This is a genomic window from Peribacillus asahii, assembly GCF_003570725.1.
GTDB lineage: Bacteria > Bacillota > Bacilli > Bacillales > DSM-1321 > Peribacillus > Peribacillus asahii.
On record NZ_QWVS01000013.1, the window covers coordinates 212,930 to 236,361 of the forward strand.

Annotated in this window: 20 protein-coding genes; 1 reads left to right on the plus strand and 19 read right to left on the minus strand. The window is 38.5% G+C overall.

From position 1 onward, the window contains the following. Positions 1-84: 84 nt before the first annotated feature. The 4 genes from D1953_RS07300 to D1953_RS07315 form a co-directional block, all read right to left on the minus strand. Complete coding sequence (locus D1953_RS07300) at positions 85-1,044, minus strand: ABC transporter permease (RefSeq protein WP_182480538.1); 960 nt, start codon at positions 1,042-1,044, stop codon at positions 85-87. Then, positions 1,045-2,091 carry an ABC transporter permease gene (locus D1953_RS07305; RefSeq protein WP_119116505.1) on the minus strand — a complete coding sequence of 349 codons (1,047 nt, stop codon included), beginning with the start codon at positions 2,089-2,091 and terminating at the stop codon, positions 1,045-1,047. Further along, positions 2,084-3,619 carry an ABC transporter ATP-binding protein gene (locus D1953_RS07310; RefSeq protein WP_119116506.1) on the minus strand — a complete coding sequence of 512 codons (1,536 nt, stop codon included), beginning with the start codon at positions 3,617-3,619 and terminating at the stop codon, positions 2,084-2,086. Before D1953_RS07310 ends, D1953_RS07305 begins: the two co-directional genes overlap by 8 nt. Positions 3,620-4,047: 428 nt before the next feature. Continuing rightward, positions 4,048-5,142 (minus strand): BMP family lipoprotein, encoded by a 1,095-nt coding sequence (locus D1953_RS07315; RefSeq protein WP_182480539.1) that lies wholly within the window; start codon positions 5,140-5,142, stop codon positions 4,048-4,050. A 340-nt stretch (positions 5,143-5,482) separates the two neighbouring features. Between D1953_RS07315 and D1953_RS07320 the strand changes: the two genes are divergently transcribed. After that, on the plus strand, positions 5,483-5,776 hold the full coding sequence (locus D1953_RS07320) for a DUF6509 family protein (protein ID WP_119116507.1): 294 nt from the start codon (positions 5,483-5,485) through the stop codon (positions 5,774-5,776). Positions 5,777-5,813: 37 nt separating this feature from the next. On the opposite strand, the gene D1953_RS07325 is transcribed toward D1953_RS07320, so the two are convergent. From D1953_RS07325 to ribF, 15 genes are all read right to left on the minus strand, one after another. Continuing rightward, a complete protein-coding gene (locus tag D1953_RS07325; RefSeq protein ID WP_119116508.1) occupies positions 5,814-8,138 on the minus strand; it encodes a DNA translocase FtsK in 2,325 nt (774 codons plus the stop codon). Between the two features lie 121 nt (positions 8,139-8,259). Further along, a complete protein-coding gene (locus tag D1953_RS07330; protein WP_119116509.1) occupies positions 8,260-8,487 on the minus strand; it encodes a YlzJ-like family protein in 228 nt (75 codons plus the stop codon). Next, the gene (locus D1953_RS07335) at positions 8,484-9,164 is read right to left on the minus strand and encodes a ClpP family protease (RefSeq protein ID WP_119116677.1); all 681 of its coding nucleotides are present in this window, start codon (positions 9,162-9,164) and stop codon (positions 8,484-8,486) included. Before D1953_RS07335 ends, D1953_RS07330 begins: the two co-directional genes overlap by 4 nt. Before the next feature lie 219 nt (positions 9,165-9,383). After that, entirely contained in the window at positions 9,384-11,051 is a 1,668-nt protein-coding gene (locus D1953_RS07340) for a ribonuclease J (protein ID WP_220453359.1), read from the minus strand. Positions 11,052-11,707: 656 nt separating this feature from the next. Then, positions 11,708-12,574, minus strand: a complete 867-nt coding sequence (gene dapA / locus D1953_RS07345) for a 4-hydroxy-tetrahydrodipicolinate synthase (RefSeq protein ID WP_119116510.1) — start codon at positions 12,572-12,574, stop codon at positions 11,708-11,710. Positions 12,575-12,609: 35 nt separating this feature from the next. Further along, positions 12,610-13,842, minus strand: coding sequence for an aspartate kinase (gene dapG / locus D1953_RS07350; protein ID WP_119116511.1), 1,233 nt, complete (start codon positions 13,840-13,842; stop codon positions 12,610-12,612). Between the two features lie 75 nt (positions 13,843-13,917). Beyond that, complete coding sequence (asd, locus tag D1953_RS07355) at positions 13,918-14,973, minus strand: aspartate-semialdehyde dehydrogenase (protein WP_119116512.1); 1,056 nt, start codon at positions 14,971-14,973, stop codon at positions 13,918-13,920. A 144-nt stretch (positions 14,974-15,117) separates the two neighbouring features. Then, the gene (locus D1953_RS07360; RefSeq protein ID WP_119116513.1) at positions 15,118-15,717 is read right to left on the minus strand and encodes a dipicolinate synthase subunit B; all 600 of its coding nucleotides are present in this window, start codon (positions 15,715-15,717) and stop codon (positions 15,118-15,120) included. Then, a complete protein-coding gene (gene dpaA, locus D1953_RS07365) occupies positions 15,718-16,617 on the minus strand; it encodes a dipicolinic acid synthetase subunit A (RefSeq protein WP_119116514.1) in 900 nt (299 codons plus the stop codon). It abuts the gene before it with no gap. A 193-nt stretch (positions 16,618-16,810) separates the two neighbouring features. Next, positions 16,811-17,059 (minus strand): YlmC/YmxH family sporulation protein, encoded by a 249-nt coding sequence (locus D1953_RS07370; protein ID WP_119116515.1) that lies wholly within the window; start codon positions 17,057-17,059, stop codon positions 16,811-16,813. Positions 17,060-17,204: 145 nt separating this feature from the next. Continuing rightward, a complete protein-coding gene (locus tag D1953_RS07375) occupies positions 17,205-18,431 on the minus strand; it encodes a M16 family metallopeptidase (RefSeq protein WP_119116516.1) in 1,227 nt (408 codons plus the stop codon). A 35-nt stretch (positions 18,432-18,466) separates the two neighbouring features. Further along, the gene (locus tag D1953_RS07380; RefSeq protein WP_119116517.1) at positions 18,467-19,432 is read right to left on the minus strand and encodes a polysaccharide deacetylase family protein; all 966 of its coding nucleotides are present in this window, start codon (positions 19,430-19,432) and stop codon (positions 18,467-18,469) included. 221 nt (positions 19,433-19,653) lie between these two features. Then, positions 19,654-21,774: a polyribonucleotide nucleotidyltransferase gene (gene pnp, locus D1953_RS07385; RefSeq protein ID WP_119116518.1), complete on the minus strand. Its 2,121-nt coding sequence runs from the start codon at positions 21,772-21,774 to the stop codon at positions 19,654-19,656. 289 nt (positions 21,775-22,063) lie between these two features. Further along, on the minus strand, positions 22,064-22,333 hold the full coding sequence (gene rpsO, locus D1953_RS07390; protein WP_119116519.1) for a 30S ribosomal protein S15: 270 nt from the start codon (positions 22,331-22,333) through the stop codon (positions 22,064-22,066). Between the two features lie 135 nt (positions 22,334-22,468). Next, a complete protein-coding gene (ribF, locus tag D1953_RS07395; protein ID WP_119116520.1) occupies positions 22,469-23,419 on the minus strand; it encodes a bifunctional riboflavin kinase/FAD synthetase in 951 nt (316 codons plus the stop codon). Positions 23,420-23,432 lie beyond the last annotated feature (13 nt).

Here is a 23,432-nt window from a genome sequence, read left to right on the forward strand (position 1 = left end):
TGTAATAAGATACTGTTGTTTAATCGCACCAATAGCAAAGAAACCAGCTAGCTGACACAGCTCGGCCGGTTTCTTGTTATCCTATTAGCGTTCCCCTTTAATATACGGTTGTCCAGACGCTTTAGGCGCATCGGCACGACCGATGAACCCTGTCAGAGCAATAATGGTAAGCACATAAGGAGCAATTAATAAATATACAGATGGAATATCTTTAAAGAAGGGGAGGCTTGACCCGACAATGCTTAAGCTTTGTGCCAACCCAAAGAATAGAGCGGCACCCATTGCCCCAACAGGATGCCACTTTCCAAAAATCATCGCAGCAATTGCCATGAAACCTTGACCATTAATTGTCGCATGACTGAAATCATTTGCAAAAATCGTCGCATGAATAGCACCGCCAACTCCAGCAAAAGCACCAGAAATTAACACTCCTGCGTAACGAATTTTGAATACATTAACGCCCATCGTATCAGCAGCCATTGGATGTTCACCAACTGCACGTATACGTAAACCAAATGGAGTTTTATATAAAATATACCAAACGATAAATGAAACTAAAATTGCGATATACGCAATATAATAACTATTAGAAAAGAAAACTGGGCCAATAAATGGAATATCACTTAATAATGGGATGTCAATCCGGGCAAATGTTTCAGAAATAAAATCTGTTTGTCCTTTATCATAAATCTTTTTCACAAGAAATATCGTTAAACCGACAGCTAACAAGTTTAATGCCACCCCGCTAACCGTTTGATCAGCCCGGAATGTAATGGTAGCTACAGCAAGGAGCAATGAAAATAACACTCCTGCCACCATCGCAACAAGAACAGAAATCCAAGGTGTCCAGATTCCAAATACATCTGCATATGTTAAGTTAAACACAATGCCTGTAAATGCTCCGATAACCATTAAACCTTCTAAACCAATATTAATAACACCAGAGCGCTCCGAGAATACCCCACCAAGTGCAGTGAAAATAAGCGGGGCAGCGTAAGCAATCATTGACGGGATAATGATTAATAACACTTGATAAAAGTCCACTTATTTCACTCCCTTCTGGTTAAAGCGTTGAGCAAGCCATCGAATGAAATAGCTAGCCGCCACGAAGAAAATAATTAACGCGATAATAATATCCACAATCTCGCTTGGAATCCCAATTTGCAACGGCATATTTAACGCTCCCGCTTTCAAGCCACCAAATAGTATCGCTGCTAAAGCAACACCAATCGCTGTATTCGCGCCAAGTAGCGCAACCGCAATTCCATCAAAGCCCATGCCTGTAAAACCACCTTTAATCGCTGCATAACCAAATGTGCCCAATCCTTCCATGACACCTGCAAGACCCGCAAATACACCGGAAATTACCATAGAAAGAATAATATTCTTATTTACGCTCATCCCAGCATATTCAGAAGCATGTTGGTTGAAGCCAACCGCCTTTAATTCAAAACCCATTTTTGTTTTTTCAAGAATAAACCACATAATAATGATGCAAATGATGGCAATCACAATTCCCCAGTGTAATCGTGAATAGTCTGTAAGCGATTGTAAGAACGGAGAACTAAGTGAAGCGGAGTCCGCAATTCTTTCTGTTCTATCCTTTTTATCAGTCAAAATATCGTTAATTAAATAGTTGGTCACATAAAGTGCAGTATAATTTAACATAATGGACACGATGACTTCATGTACTCTAAATTTTGCTTTTAAATATCCTGGAATAAACGCCCAAAGTGCTCCTGCTAATGCACCGGCTACAATTGCTAGCGGCAAATGAATGAATTTAGGTAATTCAAAAGCAACTCCGACCCAAACAGCGGCGAGCCAACCGACAATTAATTGCCCTTCTACTCCGATATTAAATAGTCCCGTTCGAAAGGCAAATGCTACCGCCAGACCGGCTAAAACATACGTAATAATCGTTCGTAACGATTCACCGATATAGTATTGCTCGCCAATAATACCATCGAGCATCACCCCGTAACCTGCGATTGGATCATAACCGCTAATAAGCATAATGATGGAACCAGCAATTAATCCTAGCATGACTGCAAGTAGTGGAATGGTTAATTTGGACAAATATTTAGACATTCGATTTGTCACCTGCTTCCGCACGTTTACTTCCAGCCATTAATAGCCCTAGTTCTTGCTCTGTCGCTTTTTTAGGGTCAACGATGGCCACGATTTCTCCTTCGTAAATGACTGCAATCTTGTCACTAACATTCATAATCTCATCCAATTCAAATGAAATTAAAAGGATTGCTTTACCAGTATCACGCTGTTCAATAAGACGCTTATGAATAAATTCAATCGCACCAACATCTAGTCCACGGGTCGGTTGAGCCGCTATAAGTAAATCCGGATTACGATCGACTTCACGACCAATAATTGCTTTTTGCTGATTTCCACCGGAAAGAGAGCGAGCCGGCGTATATTCACTCGGGGTCCGCACATCATATTCTTTAATAATTTTTCGTGCTTTTTCAAAAATTTTCTTCGAGTTTAATACGCCTTTTTTAGAGTAAGGCTCTTGATAATAAGTTTGCAAAACGATATTTTCCCCGATACTATAGTCCAGCACTAATCCGTGCTTATGACGATCTTCTGGAATATGCCCAACACCTGATTCCGTTACCTTACGCGGCCTTTGATTTTGAAGCTCTTTTCCGTTTAACTTAATCGTACCAGCACTTATCTTTCTCAAGCCTGTTAACGCTTCAATTAACTCTGACTGGCCATTACCATCGACCCCTGCAATTCCAATAATCTCGCCTGCTCGAACGGAAAGACTTAAATTCTTAACCGCTGAAATGCCACGAGAATCTTTCACTTCAATGTTCTTTACTTCTAAAACAATATCTGTTGGTTTCGCCTCTATTTTTTCTGTCTTAAAAACGACATCACGCCCCACCATAAGGCTCGCCAGTTCATTCGGATTCGTATCTCTTACATCCAACGTATCGATTCCTCGTCCTTTTCGAATAACCGTTACACGATCACAAACTTCCATAATTTCCTTAAGTTTATGTGTAATTAAAATAATAGATTTTCCCTCTTTAATTAGTGCTTTCATAATAGCGATTAATTCTTTAATCTCTTGCGGAGTTAATACAGCAGTTGGTTCATCAAAAATTAAAATATCTGCACCACGATATAGTGTTTTCAAAATCTCAACCCGTTGTTGCATCCCTACGGAAATATCAGCAATTTTCGCATCAGGGTCAACGCTTAAATGATACTTTACTGAAAGCTCACGCACCTTTTTACTGGCATCCTTTAAATTAATTTTTCCTGCGTTTGCTGGTTCTTTACCAAGAATAATATTTTCTGTTACAGTAAAAGGGTCGACCAACATAAAATGCTGATGAACCATCCCGATTCCTAAGTCGTTAGCGACATTGGGACTTGTAATATGAACAGGTTTTCCTTTGACCCGAATTTCTCCTTGCTCAGGCTGGTATAAACCAAACAGTACGTTCATTAATGTTGACTTTCCCGCACCATTTTCGCCTAATAAGGCATGAATTTCCCCTTTTTTTAATTGCAGGGTGACATTATCATTTGCTACAATTCCAGGGAATTCTTTCCGGATATTAAGCATCTCAATTACATATTCCATGTACATTCACTCCTATAAAAAAATGAGATACAATTCTCCGATTAAGTGATTGTTGCTCCTCTTCTAATCGTCCCGATAGTAACCCTCTTATTGGTCGAAAGAACCAAATGGAAAACTATAATCCTCTACCATTCTCAATAGTATTTAAAGCCTAATTATAGCCTTTCATTCAGGTTTTCCATTTATGTATAGAATACTAATGAAGAAAAGTGCAAGGCGCTTAAAAGCTAGACACTAAAGCAGATCGAAAAAGTTATACCCTCTTATCTGGTCACTGTGTTAGACAATCTTGTCGATATAGGTAGTTCATTTCATAGAGTCACAGCTTAAAATAAGCCAAAAATCAACAGCGTTCTATAACATAACCTATCTTTTAAAGAAAGAAGGAAAGAGAAGGCAACTAATTGCCTTCTCACCTTCTCTCCCTATTAAAACTTCATTACTTTTAATTCTTCATCCGTTGTCGGAACTTTTTGTTCACCAGACTTGATTTTCTCTGTCCACTTTTCAACTTCTTTAAGAGTTTCTTCGCTTATATTCTCTTTAGAGTCAGAAATTTTAATACCGTCTTCTTCCATACCATATTCGATAATTTGACCACCTGGGAATTCACCAGCTTTAGCTTTTGTTGCAAGGTCTTTCACGGCTACGTCAACACGTTTAACCATAGAAGTTAAGGTTACATTGTAGTCTTTTCCATCAACTGTTACAGCACCTTCCTCATGTTGATCACGATCGACACCAATTACATAAATTTCTTTCGACGGATCTTTTTGCTTTAGATCCTTTGCTTCTGCAAATACACCATTTCCTGTCCCGCCCGCAGCATGATAAATAATATCAACGCCAGAAGCATACATGCTGCTTGCGATTGATTTACCTTTTGCAGCGTCACCGAAGCTACCTGCATATTTAGAAACAACTTCCGCTTTAGGATTAACAGATTTAACACCTGCAATAAACCCTACTTCAAATTTCTTAATTAATTCACCTTCCACACCACCGACGAAACCAACTTTATTTGTTTTCGTTTGTAAGCCTGCAATCACACCTACTAAAAATGAACCTTGGTGCTCTTTAAACGTAATACTTGCTACGTTATCTTTCTCGACAACTGAATCAACAATAGCAAATTGAGCTTCTGGGCGTTGATCAGCTACGTCTGCAACTGATTCCGCTAAAGCATAACCAATCGCAAAAATAAGATTATAATCTTCACGAACAAGTGTATTTAGATTCGTTGTATAGTCAGCATCTGATTTTGATTGAAGATAATTATAACCGTCTTTGCCTTTTTCCAAACCATTTTCTTCACCGAAACTTTTGAGACCTTCCCATGCTGATTGGTTAAATGATTTGTCATCCACACCACCAATATCAGTAACCATCGCTACAGTAAAGTTTTCTTTTTTATCCGCTCCATTGTCTTTTGCATCATCTTTTTCTGCATTGCCACATGCACCTAACATTGTTCCCGCTGCTAAAATTAGTGAAAGAGCTAAACCAAATTTACGCTTTTTCAAACTTTCCCCCTCCTATATTTCTATAAGTTTTTAATAGGAATGTTCGATGATGCTCCTGTTTTCCATAGGGTAAAATTAGTGCGGTATTGAAGAATGAAAAAAGTTGTACACATCATACAAACATTTCATTTTTCTCTTAAAGTGACTAATTACTCACACCCGCTCTTCAAAAGTAAGGACAGGAGTACGATACACATAATGTAAATTAGTCCTATTATTGGATAATAATATACCATTTTTCTCAAAATAAATAAATAGCCTTTTACTTTATACGTTACTTTCTTTTCAATTCTTAGTTTTACGGTATAATAATACGTATCTATTTTGGAGGGATAAATATATGATTACCATTACAGAATATAGTGTCGAAAAATTAAAAGATCCATTTGGTATCTTAACAGGAGAACGCTTTGAATATGTCTTGGATATTGAAGTACCAGAAGATGATGAACTCTATACAGAGGGCGGTTTATCAATCCGCTTAATTTATGTTGTAGATGGAGAAGAACAAACGATTAAACAATATAACATCATCGCAAAAGCAAATGAAGAAGTTCTTGATTTTGATTTAGAGGAAGAGGAACTTCATATGTTACTCGCCTTCTGTAAGAAACATATAGAAGAAGCAGAATAAAACGAAAAGACCGGGCAAAATGCCCGGTCTTTTCGTTTTATGAGGAATGTGCTTCATGATCGTCTTTGCCAATAAGAACAGCTCGAGGTTTACTGCCTTCATATGGACCGACAATTCCTCTTGCTTCCATCTCATCAATAAGACGTGCTGCCCGTGTATAACCAATGCGGAAACGGCGCTGTAACATCGATACAGAAGCTGTTTGCATTTCTATAATTAAAGAAACTGCTTCATCATATAAATCATCCGCAACGTCGCCAACACTCCGTTCAGGGAGGTCATCTGGAATCATTTCTTCATTATATTGCGCTTTTTGCTGAGCAATTACGTAGTTAACCGTATCTTCCACCTCTTGATCAGAAAGAAACGCCCCTTGAACACGAACGGGCTTTGATGCCCCCACTGGTAAAAAGAGCATATCACCGCGACCTAGTAGCTTTTCTGCCCCTCCCATATCTAAAATCGTACGCGAGTCGGTTGCTGAAGATACACTAAAAGCAATACGCGATGGAATATTTGCTTTAATAACACCCGTTATGACATCTACAGAAGGGCGCTGTGTCGCAATAATTAAATGAATCCCCGCTGCACGAGCCATTTGAGCGAGACGTGTAATCGCATCCTCGACATCATTAGACGCTACCATCATTAAGTCTGCAAGCTCGTCGACAATGACGACAATAAATGGAAGCAGCGGCTGCTTGTCTTCTTCCTCGATATTATAGCGATTAACATAATCATTATATCCTTCAATATTACGCGTTCCTGTATGCGAAAATAGCTCATAACGCCGTTCCATTTCACTCACGACTTTTTGCAATGCCTGGGCGGCTTTTTTGGGATTCGTTACGACAGGTGCTAATAAATGCGGAATTCCATTATAAACGTTTAGCTCTACCATTTTCGGGTCAATCATCATCATTTTTACTTCATGTGGTTTAGCACGCATCAAAATGCTCGTAATAATTCCGTTAATACAAACCGATTTTCCGCTTCCTGTTGCCCCAGCCACAAGCAAATGCGGCATTTTATTTAATTCGGCTTTCACAGCTTCCCCGGAAATATTACGTCCTAACCCAATTTGCAGCTTAGAGTCAGGTTTATCAACTTCCTTTGCTTCTAATACTTCGCGAAGAGACACCATTGCAATTTCTGAATTAGGTACTTCAATCCCAATCGCCGACTTTCCTGGGATAGGCGCTTCAATCCGAATATCTTTGGCTGCTAATGCAAGCGCCAAATCATCCGATAAACTCACAATTTTACTTACTTTTACACCGACATCTGGATGTACTTCGTATTTCGTTACAGCCGGCCCTAAATACACTTGTGTTACCCGGGCTTTCACACCAAAACTATCAAATGTGCGCTCTAGCTTCGCTGCATTTTCATGAATTAATTGATACTCACCACTTTGATCCGTCTTTTTCGGTTGCTTCAATAAAGAAAGCGGTGGTAATACATATTCTTTATTCTCTACTTCAGTAAAATTTATAGGTGGAACATCATCATCCGGCTCCATTTCTTCTTCAACCTGCTCCGTTTTCTGTGCTATCTCCACTGAAATGGCCTCTTCTCGTTCGTATGCTGTATCTGTAAAGCTTGAAATAATCGGTTCAACTGGTTGTACAGCCTCAACAACTAACGGTGGCTCTACTTCAGGCTCTACTTCTTTTTCCTTCTTCTGTTTTGGTGGTGCCTTCTTTTTCTTTTCTTTTCTTTCATTTCCCCACTCTTTTAAATCCTCCGTAAAAGCCTTCCATTGTTTCACTAAAAAACTTGTAACGGCCGTAAAAAAAGTCCCGAGTGTATCTCCTAAAGTTTTTCCCGTTAGCAAGATCATTCCAATTACGATAAAGATAAAGGAAATAATTTTAGAACCTGCAGCATCGAAAAGAAAATAGGAAGTCGCAAATAATAAGGCACCAATCATGCCGCCGCCAAGTTCCTCTGTACTCGATGTCTTTGACACTTCCATCCAAAATAACTCCCACGTATTCAAAATAACACTTGGCTTTTTAAATGGCCCGCCTTCTGCCAATAATTGAAATAAGGTCACATGACTTAATAACAAAATACTTGCAATAATAAAGTATAAGCCAACAAGTTGCCGCTTGAAAAAATAAGGAATTTCTCGCTTAATCATCAAATAAAACCCAATAATAATACTTCCAAGCAGCAATAGGATATACCACTCACCCATGAAAAAACGAACAAATGATACGATAGCACGTCCCACTACTCCAAGCTTAGCAATTGCAATCGCAGAGAGACCAAGTATAATCAAACCAATCAATTCATATTTCATCGTTGTTTTTAATTTCTCTTTCGTCTTCTTATTTCTGGTTTTTTTCTTTGCCATAATATAATATCACCTATTTTTCCTACATATAGCTCCTTGAAAAAATAGAGCAGCCGACTTGGCTGCTCTATTTTTTGTTTGCTTTTAGTATATCATAATTTCGCTTTGTTGGTCATTATTTCTAATTGTTCAGCATTTCAAAAAGAGGAATGGACTGACCTGGCTGAACACTTTCTTGTAAAAAATGAGCAGGATCTGTACTTAAAATTCGATCAATTCGAAGCATTGTTCCTCCATTATGCTCCACCATTACAGGAATGCCATTATACATAATTTCAAAATAGTTAGTTAGCTCTTCATGCCGATGCGGATGAATTTGCTCATGAGGCATAATCGTATAAAACGTCATTGTAAGAGCCCTTCCTCTCCACCCAGTTCATGTTTGTTTGCGCTAATTAATTCGTTTAGTTTCTTCATCGCTTGGCCAACACCGCCGACCTCATTAATCATCCCAATACTCACTGCTTCATTACCAACAACGTTTGTTCCAATATCTCGCGTTAAATTCCCTTTGGCAAACATCAATTCTTTAAAGCTCTCTTCTGTGACTTTTGAATGCTTCGTAACAAAATTAATGACACGCTCTTGCATTTTGTCCAAATATTCAAAGGTTTGTGGTACACCGATAACAAGTCCTGTTAAACGAATCGGGTGAATCGTCATTGTAGCGGTTTCCGCAATATACGAGTAGTCACACGATACAGCAATCGGAACACCAATGGAATGTCCCCCGCCTAATACAATTGAGACGGTCGGTTTAGATAAAGATGCAAGCATCTCAGCAATCGCTAATCCTGCCTCTACATCTCCGCCTACTGTATTTAAAATGACAAGCAAACCTTCAATATTCGGATTTTGTTCAATAGCCACAATTTGTGGAATGACATGCTCATATTTGGTTGTTTTATTTTGAGGAGGCAGTTGCATATGCCCTTCGATTTGTCCAATAATAGTTAAACAGTGAATTTTGGAATCCTGCGACATTTGAGGCACATTTGTTGTACCTAACTGCTGGATTTTTTCCATTAAGGTCGAGTTCTTCCCTTCCTCACGCTCTTCTCCTTCATTCGGTAACGATGGATTATCCACTTTTCCCTACCCCTTTCTTCAAAAAACGTATACATGTAGTATGTCTCAGAAGTAAAACTTCATTCAAAAAGAGGGGCGTAGTTCTTAAAATAGCCATTTATTTCGTCATCTTTTAACAAAAAACTCCCCTTAACTACAAGTCAAGGGGAGCATAAATTAAATTTCCATAATAATTGGTAAAATCATCGGACGTCTTTTCGTTTTTTCATAAAGATATTGATTTAAAGAATCACGCATTTCCTGCTTAAGCGTGGACCAATCGAAAGGCTGGCGCACTCCATTTTTTTGAACAATATCACGTACAATGGCCGTTGCTTCTTCCATTAGTTTCTCCGATTCCCGTACATAAACAAATCCTCTAGAAATAATCTCCGGACCTGCTGCGATACTTTTATCTTGACGATTGAGCGTAACAACGACAATTAAGATTCCATCTTGTGATAGCAAGCGTCGGTCGCGCAGCACGATATTACCAACATCCCCAACTCCGCTTCCATCAATTAAAATATTCCCTGCAGAAACCTTGCCTGATAGACGAATCTTATCCTCTGTTACTTCTATGATATCACCTTTTTCGGCAATCATAATCTGCTCTGCTTCCATCCCTGCGGCAAGACCAATTTTCTCATGGGCATATAAGTGACGAAACTCACCGTGAACTGGAATGAGATATTTCGGCTGCATGAAGTTAATCATCATTTTTAACTCTTCTTGAGCACCGTGACCAGTGACATGCACTTGATAGCGATTAGATACGACACGTGCACCAACACGATATAATAAATCAATCGTTTTCGCCAAAATAAGTTCTCCGCCTTTAAGCGGGGAAGCTGCGATTAACACGGTATCTCCTTCTTTAATCACGACTTGCTTATGTGTTTGCTTCGCCATTTTTTGTATAGCTGTAATCGGTTCTCCTTGATGACCTGTCACAAGTATAACAACTTCACGCTCTTCAAAATTTGAAATATTATTGACAGAAATAATCATTTCTTCATCCACTTGTAAATAACCAAGATTCAAAGCAATGTCGTATACCTTTTGTAAACTTTTTCCAACAAGTGCTACTTTTCGCCCGCTTGCAGCAGCTGCATTAAGCACATGTTGAATACGATTAATATTAGAAGCAAAGCAAGCCGCAATAATTCTGCCTTCTGCTGTGAGAAACGCTTCTGTCATATCTCTTGCTACAATTGCTTCTGATGTCGTATAACCAGGTTTCTCTGCACCCGCACTATCGGATAATAAACATAAGACACCTTCTTCACCTAGGCTGACCATTTTGCCGATTTCCGGTCGATAAAAGCCCTTTGCAGCTTGATCAAACTTAAAATCCCCTGTATACACGATGGCCCCTTCACGAGTATGAACAACAATACCAAGCGAATCAGGAATACTATGATTTGTACGGAAAAACGAAATCGCTGTTTCTGGGAAACTTAACACCGAATCAGAATCAATTTCTATCAACTCTGCTCTACCGTTAAATCCGTCTTCCTTCAGCTTCAATTTAACTAACGCAAGCGTCAGTTTCGTTCCATAAACCGGAACACGTATGTATTTTAATACATAGGAAAGAGCCCCAATATGATCTTCATGACCATGGCTAATAAATATACCTTGAATCCTTTCTTTGTTCTCTTGTAAATAAGAGATATCTGGAATAACCGCGTCAATCCCAAGCATTTCACCTTCAGGCAGCATTAATCCCGCATCTAGAATATATAAGTCCTCATTTACTTCAATTACGTACATATTTTTACCTAATTCCCCTTGTCCACCAAGAGAAATGATTTTAATTCCTTTATAATCTTTACCCAACAGAGTACCTCCTTAGCATTGCACCGTTCATAAATCTATTACCTTTCATTATACCCGATGTCCAAAAAGCTTCACAACATATATCATTTTCTCAAACATATTCCTTTGTCAAAGCTTGTGCTATGTTTTATGCAGTCCGCATACCTGGACAGTAAAATCTCTTACTAAAAAATATTTTTTAAAAATCAGATAAATCAACAATCTTCATTAACAAACAGCCATACAAAATATTAGACACATAAATGAATGAAATAATAGTTATCCACAGCTATTTCATTGTAGAGCCTAAAAAATAAATCAGATCAAAAGAATCAGGGACAAGAGGTGGCAATCTCTCCCCAGCAGTTTCACTTTATTTTAACGATCATGATTCTTTATTGAATCTTCTATTATGTAGGAAACAAACTTATAGATATAAGAATCTAATAACACCTTTGAATAAACACATATGTTCAAGTATAATCGTTATTCTATATTCAGGAAAGGAATTATTCACCTTTTTAAAAAAAATTTTCAAAATGATTATGTGATATAACTGCCTGAATCCACAATATCATTTAACATAACCATAAATAAAAAACAAGCCAATCTATAGATTGACTTGTTTTCAGAATAGCGTAATTAGCTCGCTTATTACATACTAAGAATAGAAGATATACTTATTTACCTAAAAGATTCGCCAATACACTTCGTTCTTGTTCTGTTAAAGGAACAATTGGAAGACGGACTGAACCAACATCTATTCCTATCAACTGTAAAGCTGTTTTAACCGGAGCTGGGCTAGGTGCAGAGAATAAGCCTTTAATAATTGGAAGAAGCTTTTGATGCAGCTTTGCTGCCTCTTGTAGATTACCTGCTAAGAAAGCATCAACCATTTGCTGCATCTCCTTACCAATTACATGAGAGGCAACGGAAACAACTCCTACCCCTCCAATTGAAAGAACCGGCAACGTTAATCCGTCATCTCCACTGTACAACACAAAATTCTCAGCTGTTTCCGCAATAATTTGCGTCATAGCATTTAAATCACCGCTTGCTTCTTTAACAGCTACAATGTTTGGAATTTCTGATAAACGAATAATTGTTTCTGGAGCAATATTGACAGCCGCTCTTCCTGGAATATTATATAGCATCACTGGAAGTTTTGTACTCTCGGCAATTGCTTTAAAATGCTGATATAGCCCTTCTTGATTTGTTTTATTATAGTAGGGTGCTACAAGCATAATCGCATCTGCACCATTTTGTTCTGCTTTTTTGGTCAGTTCAATTGATGCATACGTATTATAGCTTCCTGTTCCTACAATAATTGGTACACGCTTGTCGACAACTTTTACGACATGACGTAACAAAGCAATTTTCTCTTCAGAAGAAAGCGTTGGCGACTCACCTGTAGTACCTGAAAGAACGAGTGCATCTGTGCCATTATTAAGTAAGTAATTAACCAACGTAGTTGTTTTTTGAAAATCAACATTTCCTTTAATATCAAAGGGGGTGACCATTGCTGTTACTACTTTACCAAATACCATCTACTAACACCTCTCCGTTTATCCACACTTTTATCTTATATTGATTCAATTCCATCTAGATGCAATTGAAATGCATCATGGAGAGCGTTAACCGCTTCAACTAAATCCTCTTCTTTAACCAATACCCAGATTGTTGTGTGACTATCTGCTGATTGAAGAATTCCAATCTCTTTACTAGATAAGGCTGTAACAATTTTCGCAGCGACTCCCGGTACACCATTAATCCCAGCACCAACAACTGATACTTTAGCACAATTTCTTTCCACAATTGGCTCATACCCTAATTCTCTTAAAATAGAAACAGCATGATCTGTTGTATCTTCTGTAATTGTATAAACGACACCGTTTGGTGAGATGTTAATAAAATCAACAGAAATTGACGCATTTGCCATTGCCTTAAAAACTTCGGCCTGCAGATTGTATTGATCCTTTTTGGCTTGAACTTTAATTTGGCTAATCTTCGCAACATGAGCAATTCCTGTAACAAGTCTCTCGCGAATATCGCTTCCCTCGTTTCCTTTGTTTACACTTGTCACAAGCGTTCCAAGTCCCTCGCTATATGTGGAACGAATACGGATTGGTACCTTAGCCTGCATAGCAATTTCCACTGCACGTGGATGAATAACTTTAGCACCTTGATACGCCATATTGCATACTTCTGTATACGATACGACCGATAACGGACGGGCACTTTCTGCAATACGAGGATCTGCTGTCATAATTCCTTCAACATCAGTAAAAATATCAACGAAATCGGCTTGTAAAGCGGCACCAAGCGCTGCTGCTGACGTATCACTTCCACCGCGGCCAATTGTTGTTATATCTCCATTTTTAGCTGCACCTTGAAAACCAGCAACAACGACAACATCATTGAACTCTAGTTCTTTCAACAGCCTCTCACATTGCATCTCTATAATCTTCGCATTAGAATGATCATTATTTGTTATAAAGCCTGCCTGAGCCCCCGTATAAGCAATTGCTTTAATTCCACTTTCTAATAGCATATTGGTAAAAACGACAGATGAAATCGTTTCCCCTACTGACATAAGTAAATCTTGTTCTCTCTTTGACAGGGAACTATTTACACCATTGACAAGTGATAACAAAGTATCCGTAGCATACGGTTCGCCTTTTCTTCCCATTGCAGATACTACAACAACCACTTTGTAGCCTGCTTGCAGCGATTGCTCAATGTGACGCTTCGCTTGTAATCGACTTTCTTCGTTCCGAACAGAAGTTCCACCGAATTTCTGTACGATGATTTTCATATCTACACACCTCAAATATAAGCCAGCTTTCCTAATCGGAAAGCTGACTAAAACTCTTATAACATCGAGTACCTGTTATTTAACTGTTACTAGACCTAATTTTAAAAGACTTTCAGCAATTTGAACAGAGTTCCAAGCTGCACCCTTTAATAGGTTATCGGAAACAACCCATAAATGGAAGCCCTTATCCTCATCCAAGTCTTTGCGGATACGACCAACAAATACATCGTTTTTACCTACAGCATTTGCTGGCATTGGATAAATTTGCTCACTTGGGTTATCTTCTAATACAACACCTGGTGCTGAGCTCAATAGATCCTTAATTTGGTCAACTGTTACACCTGATTGATCTACTTCGATATAAACAGATTCAGAATGACCTGTTTCAACTGGAAGGCGTACGCATGTAGCCGCTACAGCTAACTCTGGCATATGCATAATTTTCTTCGTTTCATTGATCATTTTCATTTCTTCAAATGTAAAGCCATTATCTTGGAATTTATCAATTTGTGGAATAACGTTGAAAGCAATTTGATAATGCTTTTTATCTCCGCCAACTGGTAAAATTTTCGGTTCAATTTCTTTATTATCTAGCAAATCGCGAGCTTGGTCTTTCATTTCTGCAATCGCAGCTGCACCTGCACCAGACACTGCTTGATATGTCGATACAAGAACTTTAGATAATCCATATGCTTGACGAATTGGCTCAAGTGCTACGACCATTTGAATTGTCGAACAGTTTGGGTTCGCAATAATCCCATTGTGTTTCTTTAAGTCTTCTTCATTAACTTCAGGTACAACTAGTGGCACATTCTCATCCATTCGAAAAGCACTCGTGTTGTCAACGACGATTGCACCGCGTTTAACAGCTTCTGGAGCAAGTTCCTTAGACACGCTACCGCCTGCGCTAAATAAAGCGATATCGATACCTTCAAAACTTTCTGGTTTCGCTTCTTGAACGATGACTTCCTCGCCCTTAAATGATAGTTTTGTACCAGCAGAACGAGCTGATGATAAGAAAGTAACCTTCTTAATCGGTAAGTTTCTTTTTTCTAATGTTGAAATCATTTGCTGACCTACAGCTCCAGTTGCTCCTACAACTGCAATATGCAATCCTTGTGTCTCAGTCATTTTATTAATACCCCTTTTCAAATCCATTAAAAATGATTGTTAGTTTTTTAATTACTTCTATTTTAGAATATCATCTATTTTAACATATGAACATTCCAAAGAAACAAACTTTTACAAAATATTCTGTCAAGAGGGGTGATTTTTTTACGTTAAATCTTTAAATCTTTCGACAATCACAGGCTGCAGTTGCTCACCCTTTAAGGCAGCAATAATCGTATCTCGAATCATACTCATTCGAGCGACCATTGAATTAGGCTTCTTGTATGGATCATCTTGACCATATGGAACAAAATACAAATCTTTCGCCGCCATCAATCTCATTAAATTAACCCCATTTAAACCTAACGCATCGTTCGTTGAAATTCCAACGACAACTGGACGATGATTGCGCATTGTTGCTTTCGCTGCCATTAATACCGGTGAATCGGTTAAAGCATTAGCAAGCTTACTCATCGAATTCCCAGTAAGCGGAGCAATCACCATACAATCGAGTGGCAATTTTGGTCCTAACGGCTCCGCTTTGACGATTGTATCAACAACATGATGTCCCGTCAATTTTTCTATTCTTTCTACCCAATCCTCTCCACGGCCGAAGCGGGTTTCCGTCTGTTTCACAGTAGATGTAACAATTGGAATCACTTCCACTCCCTCATTGACTAATTTCTCAATTTCCGGAAATACACTATCGTAGGTACAATGTGAACCAGTTAAACCAAAACCGATTCTCTTTCCTTGGAGACTCATCTATTTCTTCCCCTTTCGTTCTTTCAAATCTTCTTGAATTAATTGACCAAGTGCATTTGCCAATATTTGTCCTGCCGTTTTCGGTGCAACAATACCTGGTAAGCTAGGAGCGAGCAATGCTTTTATACCTCGTTTTTCAGCAAAACGAAAATCAGTTCCTCCTGGCTTAGAGGCAAGATCAATAATTAACGTATGCACAGGCATATTCGCAAGGACGTTAGCTGTAAGAATAGGGAATGGGATCGTATTAATGACGATATCCGCTATTTTTATTTCCTCAGCAAGATTGCTTAAGTAAAACGGCTTTAATGCCATTTCTGTAATTCTCGCAAGATCCTCACTTTTTCTCGCACCAACCATCACTTTAGCCCCAAGTGCCTGAAAGGCTCTCGCTACGCTCATACCAACACGCCCAAGACCAAGTACTGCAACGGAAGACCCATGAATCGTAAAATCCGTATGTTGAATCGCCATCATAATCGTGCCTTCAACTGTGGGAATGGAGTTATAGATTGCTACATCATCTCTTTCAAATAAAGACACTTGTTTACGATTGGCTGCCTGCAAAATTCTATCTAAATAAGCGTTACTAATCCCTGTATAAAATGTGCAGTGCGGAGGGGTCCTTTTTATGATTTCTTCCGTTAAAATTACGTCTTCGTTAGAAAAAATCGTCTCTACTTTTCCATCTCCATCTGTTCCACGTACTGGTAGAATGACTGAATCTATTTCGCCAAAATTTAAATCTTCTATTTTTTCTTTTACTGCACCTGTGAATGCGTGATCTAGCTGTTCAAATCCTACCAATAATAACTTTGCATCAAGCTCTGTCAGTTTTCGTACAACTTCAAGCTGACGCGCATCCCCACCAATCACAGCAATCTGCATACCTGTGAGCATTCAACCGTCACCTTCTTTTGTTCAAAACTTGCCAACTAGCGAGCTACCCGGCTGAGTTATTTATCAATAATACGTTTAATACTCTCCCATCTTATGTACCTCTGCCTAAAACGGTGAATGATTTTCGAAAAGTAAAATAGGCTCCTTCCTAAACAGCAAAAAAACCGCGATTTTACGCGGTTTTTCATCATAACTAATGCTCAGGCATATTTTCTTGAAAATCAATAATAACCATATCCGCTCCAACCTTTTTAATATCGGACCATGGAACGCGAATCTCCTGTCCGCTTTTCATCAGCCCAAACCATTTAACGGAAGGGATAATCAACGCCGTTATTTGTCCACTTTCATCAAATTCTAAATCCGTTTGTCCAAGAACGCCTAATCGTTCAGCCCGATTCACATCAACAATTTCTTTTCCGCCTAACTCACTTAACCTCATGCTATTCCCCCTTTTTGATGCGTATATTCATATATATCCTGCTTATCCAATCATTAGAAGCGCTTTTCTTTCCTAAAGGTCCTGTTAAATAACATAATCTTCCTAAAAAAACACTGCCTTTCTATGGAAGAAAGGCAGTGTAAGATTAATTTTTCCAATTTTCTAATGGACTTACTAAAGATAGCGAATGCTCTGTAAAAATACTGTTAGCTAGTTCAAAAACACGTTCTTTCGTTACTTCATCAATTTTAACGATAATATCATCTAACGAACGATGTTTTCCTAACATCAATTCATTTTTACCATTGCGGCTCATTCGACTGTTCGTGCTTTCTAAACTTAACATTAAGCTTCCCTTTAACTGTTCTTTACTATTATTTAATTCTTTATCTGTAATTCCATCGCGTTTTAATGTAGCGAGCGTTTGTTGAATCGTTTCATACAAACTATCTAACTGATTCGCTCCTGTACCGCCATAAATCGTCACAATTCCGCTATCTTGATAGCTAGAGTGATAAGAGTAAACGGAATAAGCTAAACCACGCTCTTCACGTACATCTTGGAATAAACGGCTGCTCATGCTGCCGCCCAGAATATTATTTAAAATAGTCAGGTTATACATATCTTCATCACCAATTTTCAACCCGTTAAATCCGAGACATAAATGCGCTTGTTCTGTTTCTTTTTTACGAATTAATTGGTTTTGATGAAAATGCGGCTTCTCGATTGCTGAACGCTCTTGTCCTCGTTCAAAAGAACCAAAATAGCTCTCTACTTCCTTAATAAACGTTTCATCTACATTCCCCGCAATAGAAATTACAACTTTATTTGGTGTATACATATCATGCACATATTGTTTAAGCGTTTCACTTGTAAAAGTAGAAAGCGTTTCTTCTGTACCTAGAATTGGAAAGCCTAATGAATGCTTTTCATATACCGCTTGACTTAATAGATCATGTACAATATCATCAGGTGCATCTTCATACATTTTAATTTCTTCGTACACAACATTTTTCTCTTTCTCTAACTCTTCAGAATCAAATGTAGAATTAAAGAACATGTCAGAAAGTACTTCAAGAGCATGGCTTGCATGATTATCAAGCACCTTAGCATAGTAGCATGTATATTCCTTTGACGTAAATGCGTTCACTTGCCCTCCGATGCTGTCAAATGATTCGGCAATTTCACGTGCACTTCTCGTCGTTGTTCCTTTAAAAAACATGTGCTCAAGAAAATGCGAAATTCCATTCAGTTCCTTTGTTTCATTACGGGACCCTGTCTTCACCCAAACACCAATGGCCGCTGAACGAACTGTTGGTATTTGCTCTACAATAATTCTTACACCATTTTGACAAGTATATTTCTTTATCAACAAACATTCCTCCTAATCTATGCTGCTCATACGAATCACCTATACGGAAGGATTCGTTTTTCATCGACCGCTTCTGAAACAGTCACAACATGTAAATCTTTCTTTTGAATATTTACAATTAATGTTTCCAATGATTTCGCTGTTGACTCTGTTGGATGCATTAAAATAAAAGCACCCGGATGAACCTTAGATAACACCCTTTGCTGCAGGACTTCCGGGCTAGGCTTCTGCCAATCAATCGTATCAACACTCCACATAACTGTTCCCATGCCTAAATCTTCCGCAAGGCTAACCGTTTCATCACGAAAGCTTCCACTTGGTGGCGCAAACCATGTACTTCGCACTCCTGTCACAGCCTCAATTACTTCATTCGTTTTTCGAAGCTCTTCCCGCGTTGCTTGGGTAGACAAAGTTTGCATATTGGGATGTGTATACGAATGATTTCCTATTTCATGTCCACCCTCTTTGATCATCTTTGCGAGTTCAGGATTGTTTTTTGTCCATCTTCCTTCTAGAAAGAAAGTAGCCTTGACATGATGCTCTTTTAAAACAGAAAGCATATCCTGTAAATATTCATTTCCCCAAGCCACATTAATTAAGAATGAAACAACCGGTTTATCTGGATGAGCTCTATAAAGCGGTGATGGCTTAAGTTCATTTAGATGCTTCTTTGGGGCTACTTGTCTATAAACAAGTTTACGTTCATCAAAGCTTCCCTTTTTCTTCATGGCTTCATAGGATGCTTGTACATCAATTTTTACCCCATTATACCCTGGTACAGCTTTCCAAACCGAATCGATTCGTGCATCTTGTGGCTCAATCTCATACTTTTTAACCGACGATTTAATCACAAACAAAAGCTCATCTTCCTGCATACTCGTTGCAATCGACTTATCTGTTAGTCGAGTAAAATAATCATTTGTATATGGATTTTGCACTAATAACCATGATATACCTGCAATGGCACTTATCGCAACTATCTGCTTCCACTTATTATTCATTTTTTTGCCCCCTTCATACAAAAATGTATGAAAAAAGAAGACAAGGTATACCGAAAAGCGTAGATGCCTCGGTCAGCTCGTAAAGAAAATAGGGAAATTATTCTTGAAGTCAACATCCTTTATACACAGAGTGTTGTTAAATGTCCTTGTTTGATTAACATAGCCATAGACGGAAAAAAGGCATGTGCGTTCCAATCGAAACCACATGCCTTCGTTCTCGCTTAAGATTGAGCTGGATTCGCCGCTTCTTTTTGCTCTTTTAAAACCGCTTTTCGAGAAAGATTGACGCGGCCTTGCTTATCAATTTCAGTAACTTTCACTAAAATTTCATCGCCAATTTTCACCACATCTTCTACTTTGCCTACTCGTTCTTCAGCAAGCTCTGAAATGTGAACTAAACCATCTTTTCCATTAAAGATTTCGACAAACGCACCAAATTTCTCAATACGCTTTACTTTTCCTAGGTATTGTTCACCGACAGCCACTTCACGAACAATATCTTCAATAATTTTCTTCGCTTTTAAATTCATTTCTTGCTCTGTAGAGGAAATGAATACTGTACCATCTTGTTCAATATCAATCTTCACGCCTGTTTCTTCAATAATTTTATTGATTTGTTTTCCGCTTGGTCCAATGACATCGCGAATTTTATCTGGATTGATAGACATCGTTAAGATTTTTGGTGCGTAGCGTGAAAGCTCGACGCGCGGTTCATTCAGTGTTGCTAGCATTGAATCAAGAATATGCATGCGGCCTCGTTTTGCTTGCTGCAAGGCTTCCTCTAAAATCTCACGAGATAACCCATCAATTTTAATATCCATTTGAAGTGCAGTAACACCCTTCGCTGTTCCTGCTACTTTAAAGTCCATGTCTCCTAGATGATCTTCCATCCCTTGAATATCTGTTAAAATCGTATAGTGCTCACCAGATTTAACAAGACCCATAGCGATACCAGCTACCGGTGCTTTAATCGGCACACCTGCATCCATCATCGCTAACGTACTTGCACAAATACTTGCTTGTGACGTTGAACCATTAGATTCAAGTACTTCTGATACAAGACGAACCGTGTATGGGAAATCTTTTTCACTTGGGATAATTGGCTCAAGTGCTCGTTCACCAAGTGCACCGTGACCGATTTCACGACGACCAGGAGCACGAATTGGTCCTGTTTCCCCTACGCTGAAATGCGGGAAGTTATAATGATGCATAAAACGTTTTGATTCTTCTGTCCCAAGACCATCTAAAATTTGCACATCTCCAAGCGCACCTAATGTACAAATAGAAAGCGCTTGAGTTTGCCCGCGCGTAAAGAGACCAGATCCATGTGTACGCGCTAATAAGCCAACTTCTGAAGAAAGTGGTCGAATTTCATCTGGATTACGACCGTCAGGACGCACTTTTTCTTCTGTAATTAAACGACGTACTTCTGCTTTTACTAATTTATTTAAAATTTCTTTTACTTGCTTCACTTTCTCTTCATCTGCTTCTTGCTCTTCATACTGCGCAAGAACATGATTTTTCACTTCAGTAATTGCATCTTCACGAGCATGCTTTTCTTGTACTTGAACAGCTTTGTTTAAATCCGCTAAGCACATTGTTTTTATTTCTGCTTCAAGCTCCTCATCCACTTGATACAGCGTTACTTCCATTTTTTCTTTACCAATTTCAGCAGCAATTTTTTCTTGGAAGGCAATTAATTTCTTAATTTCCTCATGACCAAACATAATCGCTTCTAACATTGTTTCTTCCGGTACTTCTTTAGCACCAGCTTCCACCATGTTAATCGCGTCTTTATTACCTGCTACCGTTAAATCGATATCGCTTTGTTCCATTTGAGCAACGGTTGGATTCACAACGAATTGTCCATCAATGCGGCCAACAACAACACCAGCAATAGGACCATTAAACGGAATGTCCGATACTGAAAGTGCAAGTGATGAACCGAACATCGCAGCCATTTCTGAAGAACAATCCTGCTCCACACTCATAACCATACTAATACATTGAACATCATTACGGAATCCATCTGGAAACATCGGACGGATTGGACGGTCAATAAGACGGCTGGCTAAAATCGCTCTCTCGCTTGGACGCCCTTCACGTTTAATAAAGCCACCGGGAATTTTCCCAACAGCATACAATTTCTCTTCATAGTTTACAGTCAATGGAAAAAAGTCGACATTTTTTGGCTCTTTAGAAGCAGTTACTGTACTTAATACTGCTGTATCGCCGTAACGAACTAAAACAGCTCCGTTCGCTTGTTTAGCTAACTGACCGATTTCAACTGTTAAATTGCGGCCGGCCCAGTCAAATGAATACGTATGTTTTTCCTGTCCCATCTTAAATTAAACCCCTCTCTAACTCTTCACTTAGAGGTCTAGTACACCTACCAAACCTGTATACAATACATCATATATGTTAAAATTTCATAAATCATATTAGAACCAAACTATTCCTATTATGCACGAAAAAAACAAGCATTAACAGCAAAATCAACGAAATATTAAAAACATTGCAAGTAATATATGTATAAATTGAAAAAAACAAAATAGACGTCCGAAATCATCCCGATTATTCCGATTGATTTACACCAAAAAAGCGGGAAATTTCCCGCTTTCTTACAAACAATTATCGACGTAAACCTAATTTGTTAATTAGAGTACGGTAACGAGTAACGTCTTTATTACGAAGGTAAGTTAAAAGGTTACGACGTCTACCTACCATTTTTAAAAGACCGCGACGTGAGTGGTGATCTTTTTTGTGAGTACGTAAGTGGTCATTCAAGTTGTTGATTTCCTCTGTAAGTACTGCGATTTGAACTTCTGGAGATCCAGTGTCAGTGTCGTGAGTTCTGAACTCAGCGATTAGTTCGTTTTTACGTTCTTGTGTAATAGCCATGTTTTTTTCCTCCTAAATTCTGTAGAATCACCAATTACCTAGTCTAACGTCGGAGTGTCGCCTAGCCAAGCAATGGTTATTTTTCATACATTTAATAGAATACCGCTTTTTCAATTAAAATGCAAGTAAGGAAATTTAATTATTCATGCTTTGAAAATATTTTTCAGCCTGTTGTTTATCGATTTCAATTTGGCTTACCAATTCTTCAAGCCCTGAAAACTTTTGCTCACTGCGCAATCTCTTATGCCATTCCACAACAACTTCAGCTCCATAAATGTTTCGGTCAAAGCCCAGCACATGCACCTCAACAGATGGAAACTTGGGCTGTTGGTCATGAAAAGTTGGTTTATAGCCTACATTACAAACACCGTTATACCACTTGCCTTCAATTTGAATTCGTACTGCATATACGCCTGTAGCTGGGAATATATACACATCGCTTACTTCAATATTAGCTGTTGGAAATCCAAGCTTGCGACCACGTTTTTCACCATGAATAACATAACCTTTTGTTACATAATGACGACGAACAAGATGATAGAATTCTGTAAAATTTCCTTCAGCTAACGTTTTGCGAATTCTTGATGAACTTACTTTCTCATCTTCAAGCGTTTGTTTTTCAACAACCGTTTGAGTAAAACGGCCTTTCGCATAAAGAGGCAATGTTTCCATATTGCCTTTACCAAAATGACCATAAGAATAATCAAATCCTGCCACTACATGCCCAACATGTAAACCAACTAAATATTGATCAACAAACTGTTCAGGCGATACAGCGGCAAATTCTTTAGTAAAATGAACAATAAATAAATAATCAATCCCTAACGATTCAATAATCGCTATTTTATCCTCTAAAGGCGTAATATAACGAATTGTATCAGTTGTGGTTCCTAACACCGCGGACGGATGAGGATCGAATGTCATCACCGCCGATTTACGATGTGTGCTGTCCGCTATTTCTTTTGCATTCTTAATCACAATTTGATGACCTTTATGTACCCCATCAAAAAATCCGAGTGCCATCACAAGCTCAGGAAAATGATCCTGGGTAAACTGATGAGGGTGCGTTATTGCAATCACTTTCACCTTTCAATCTCCT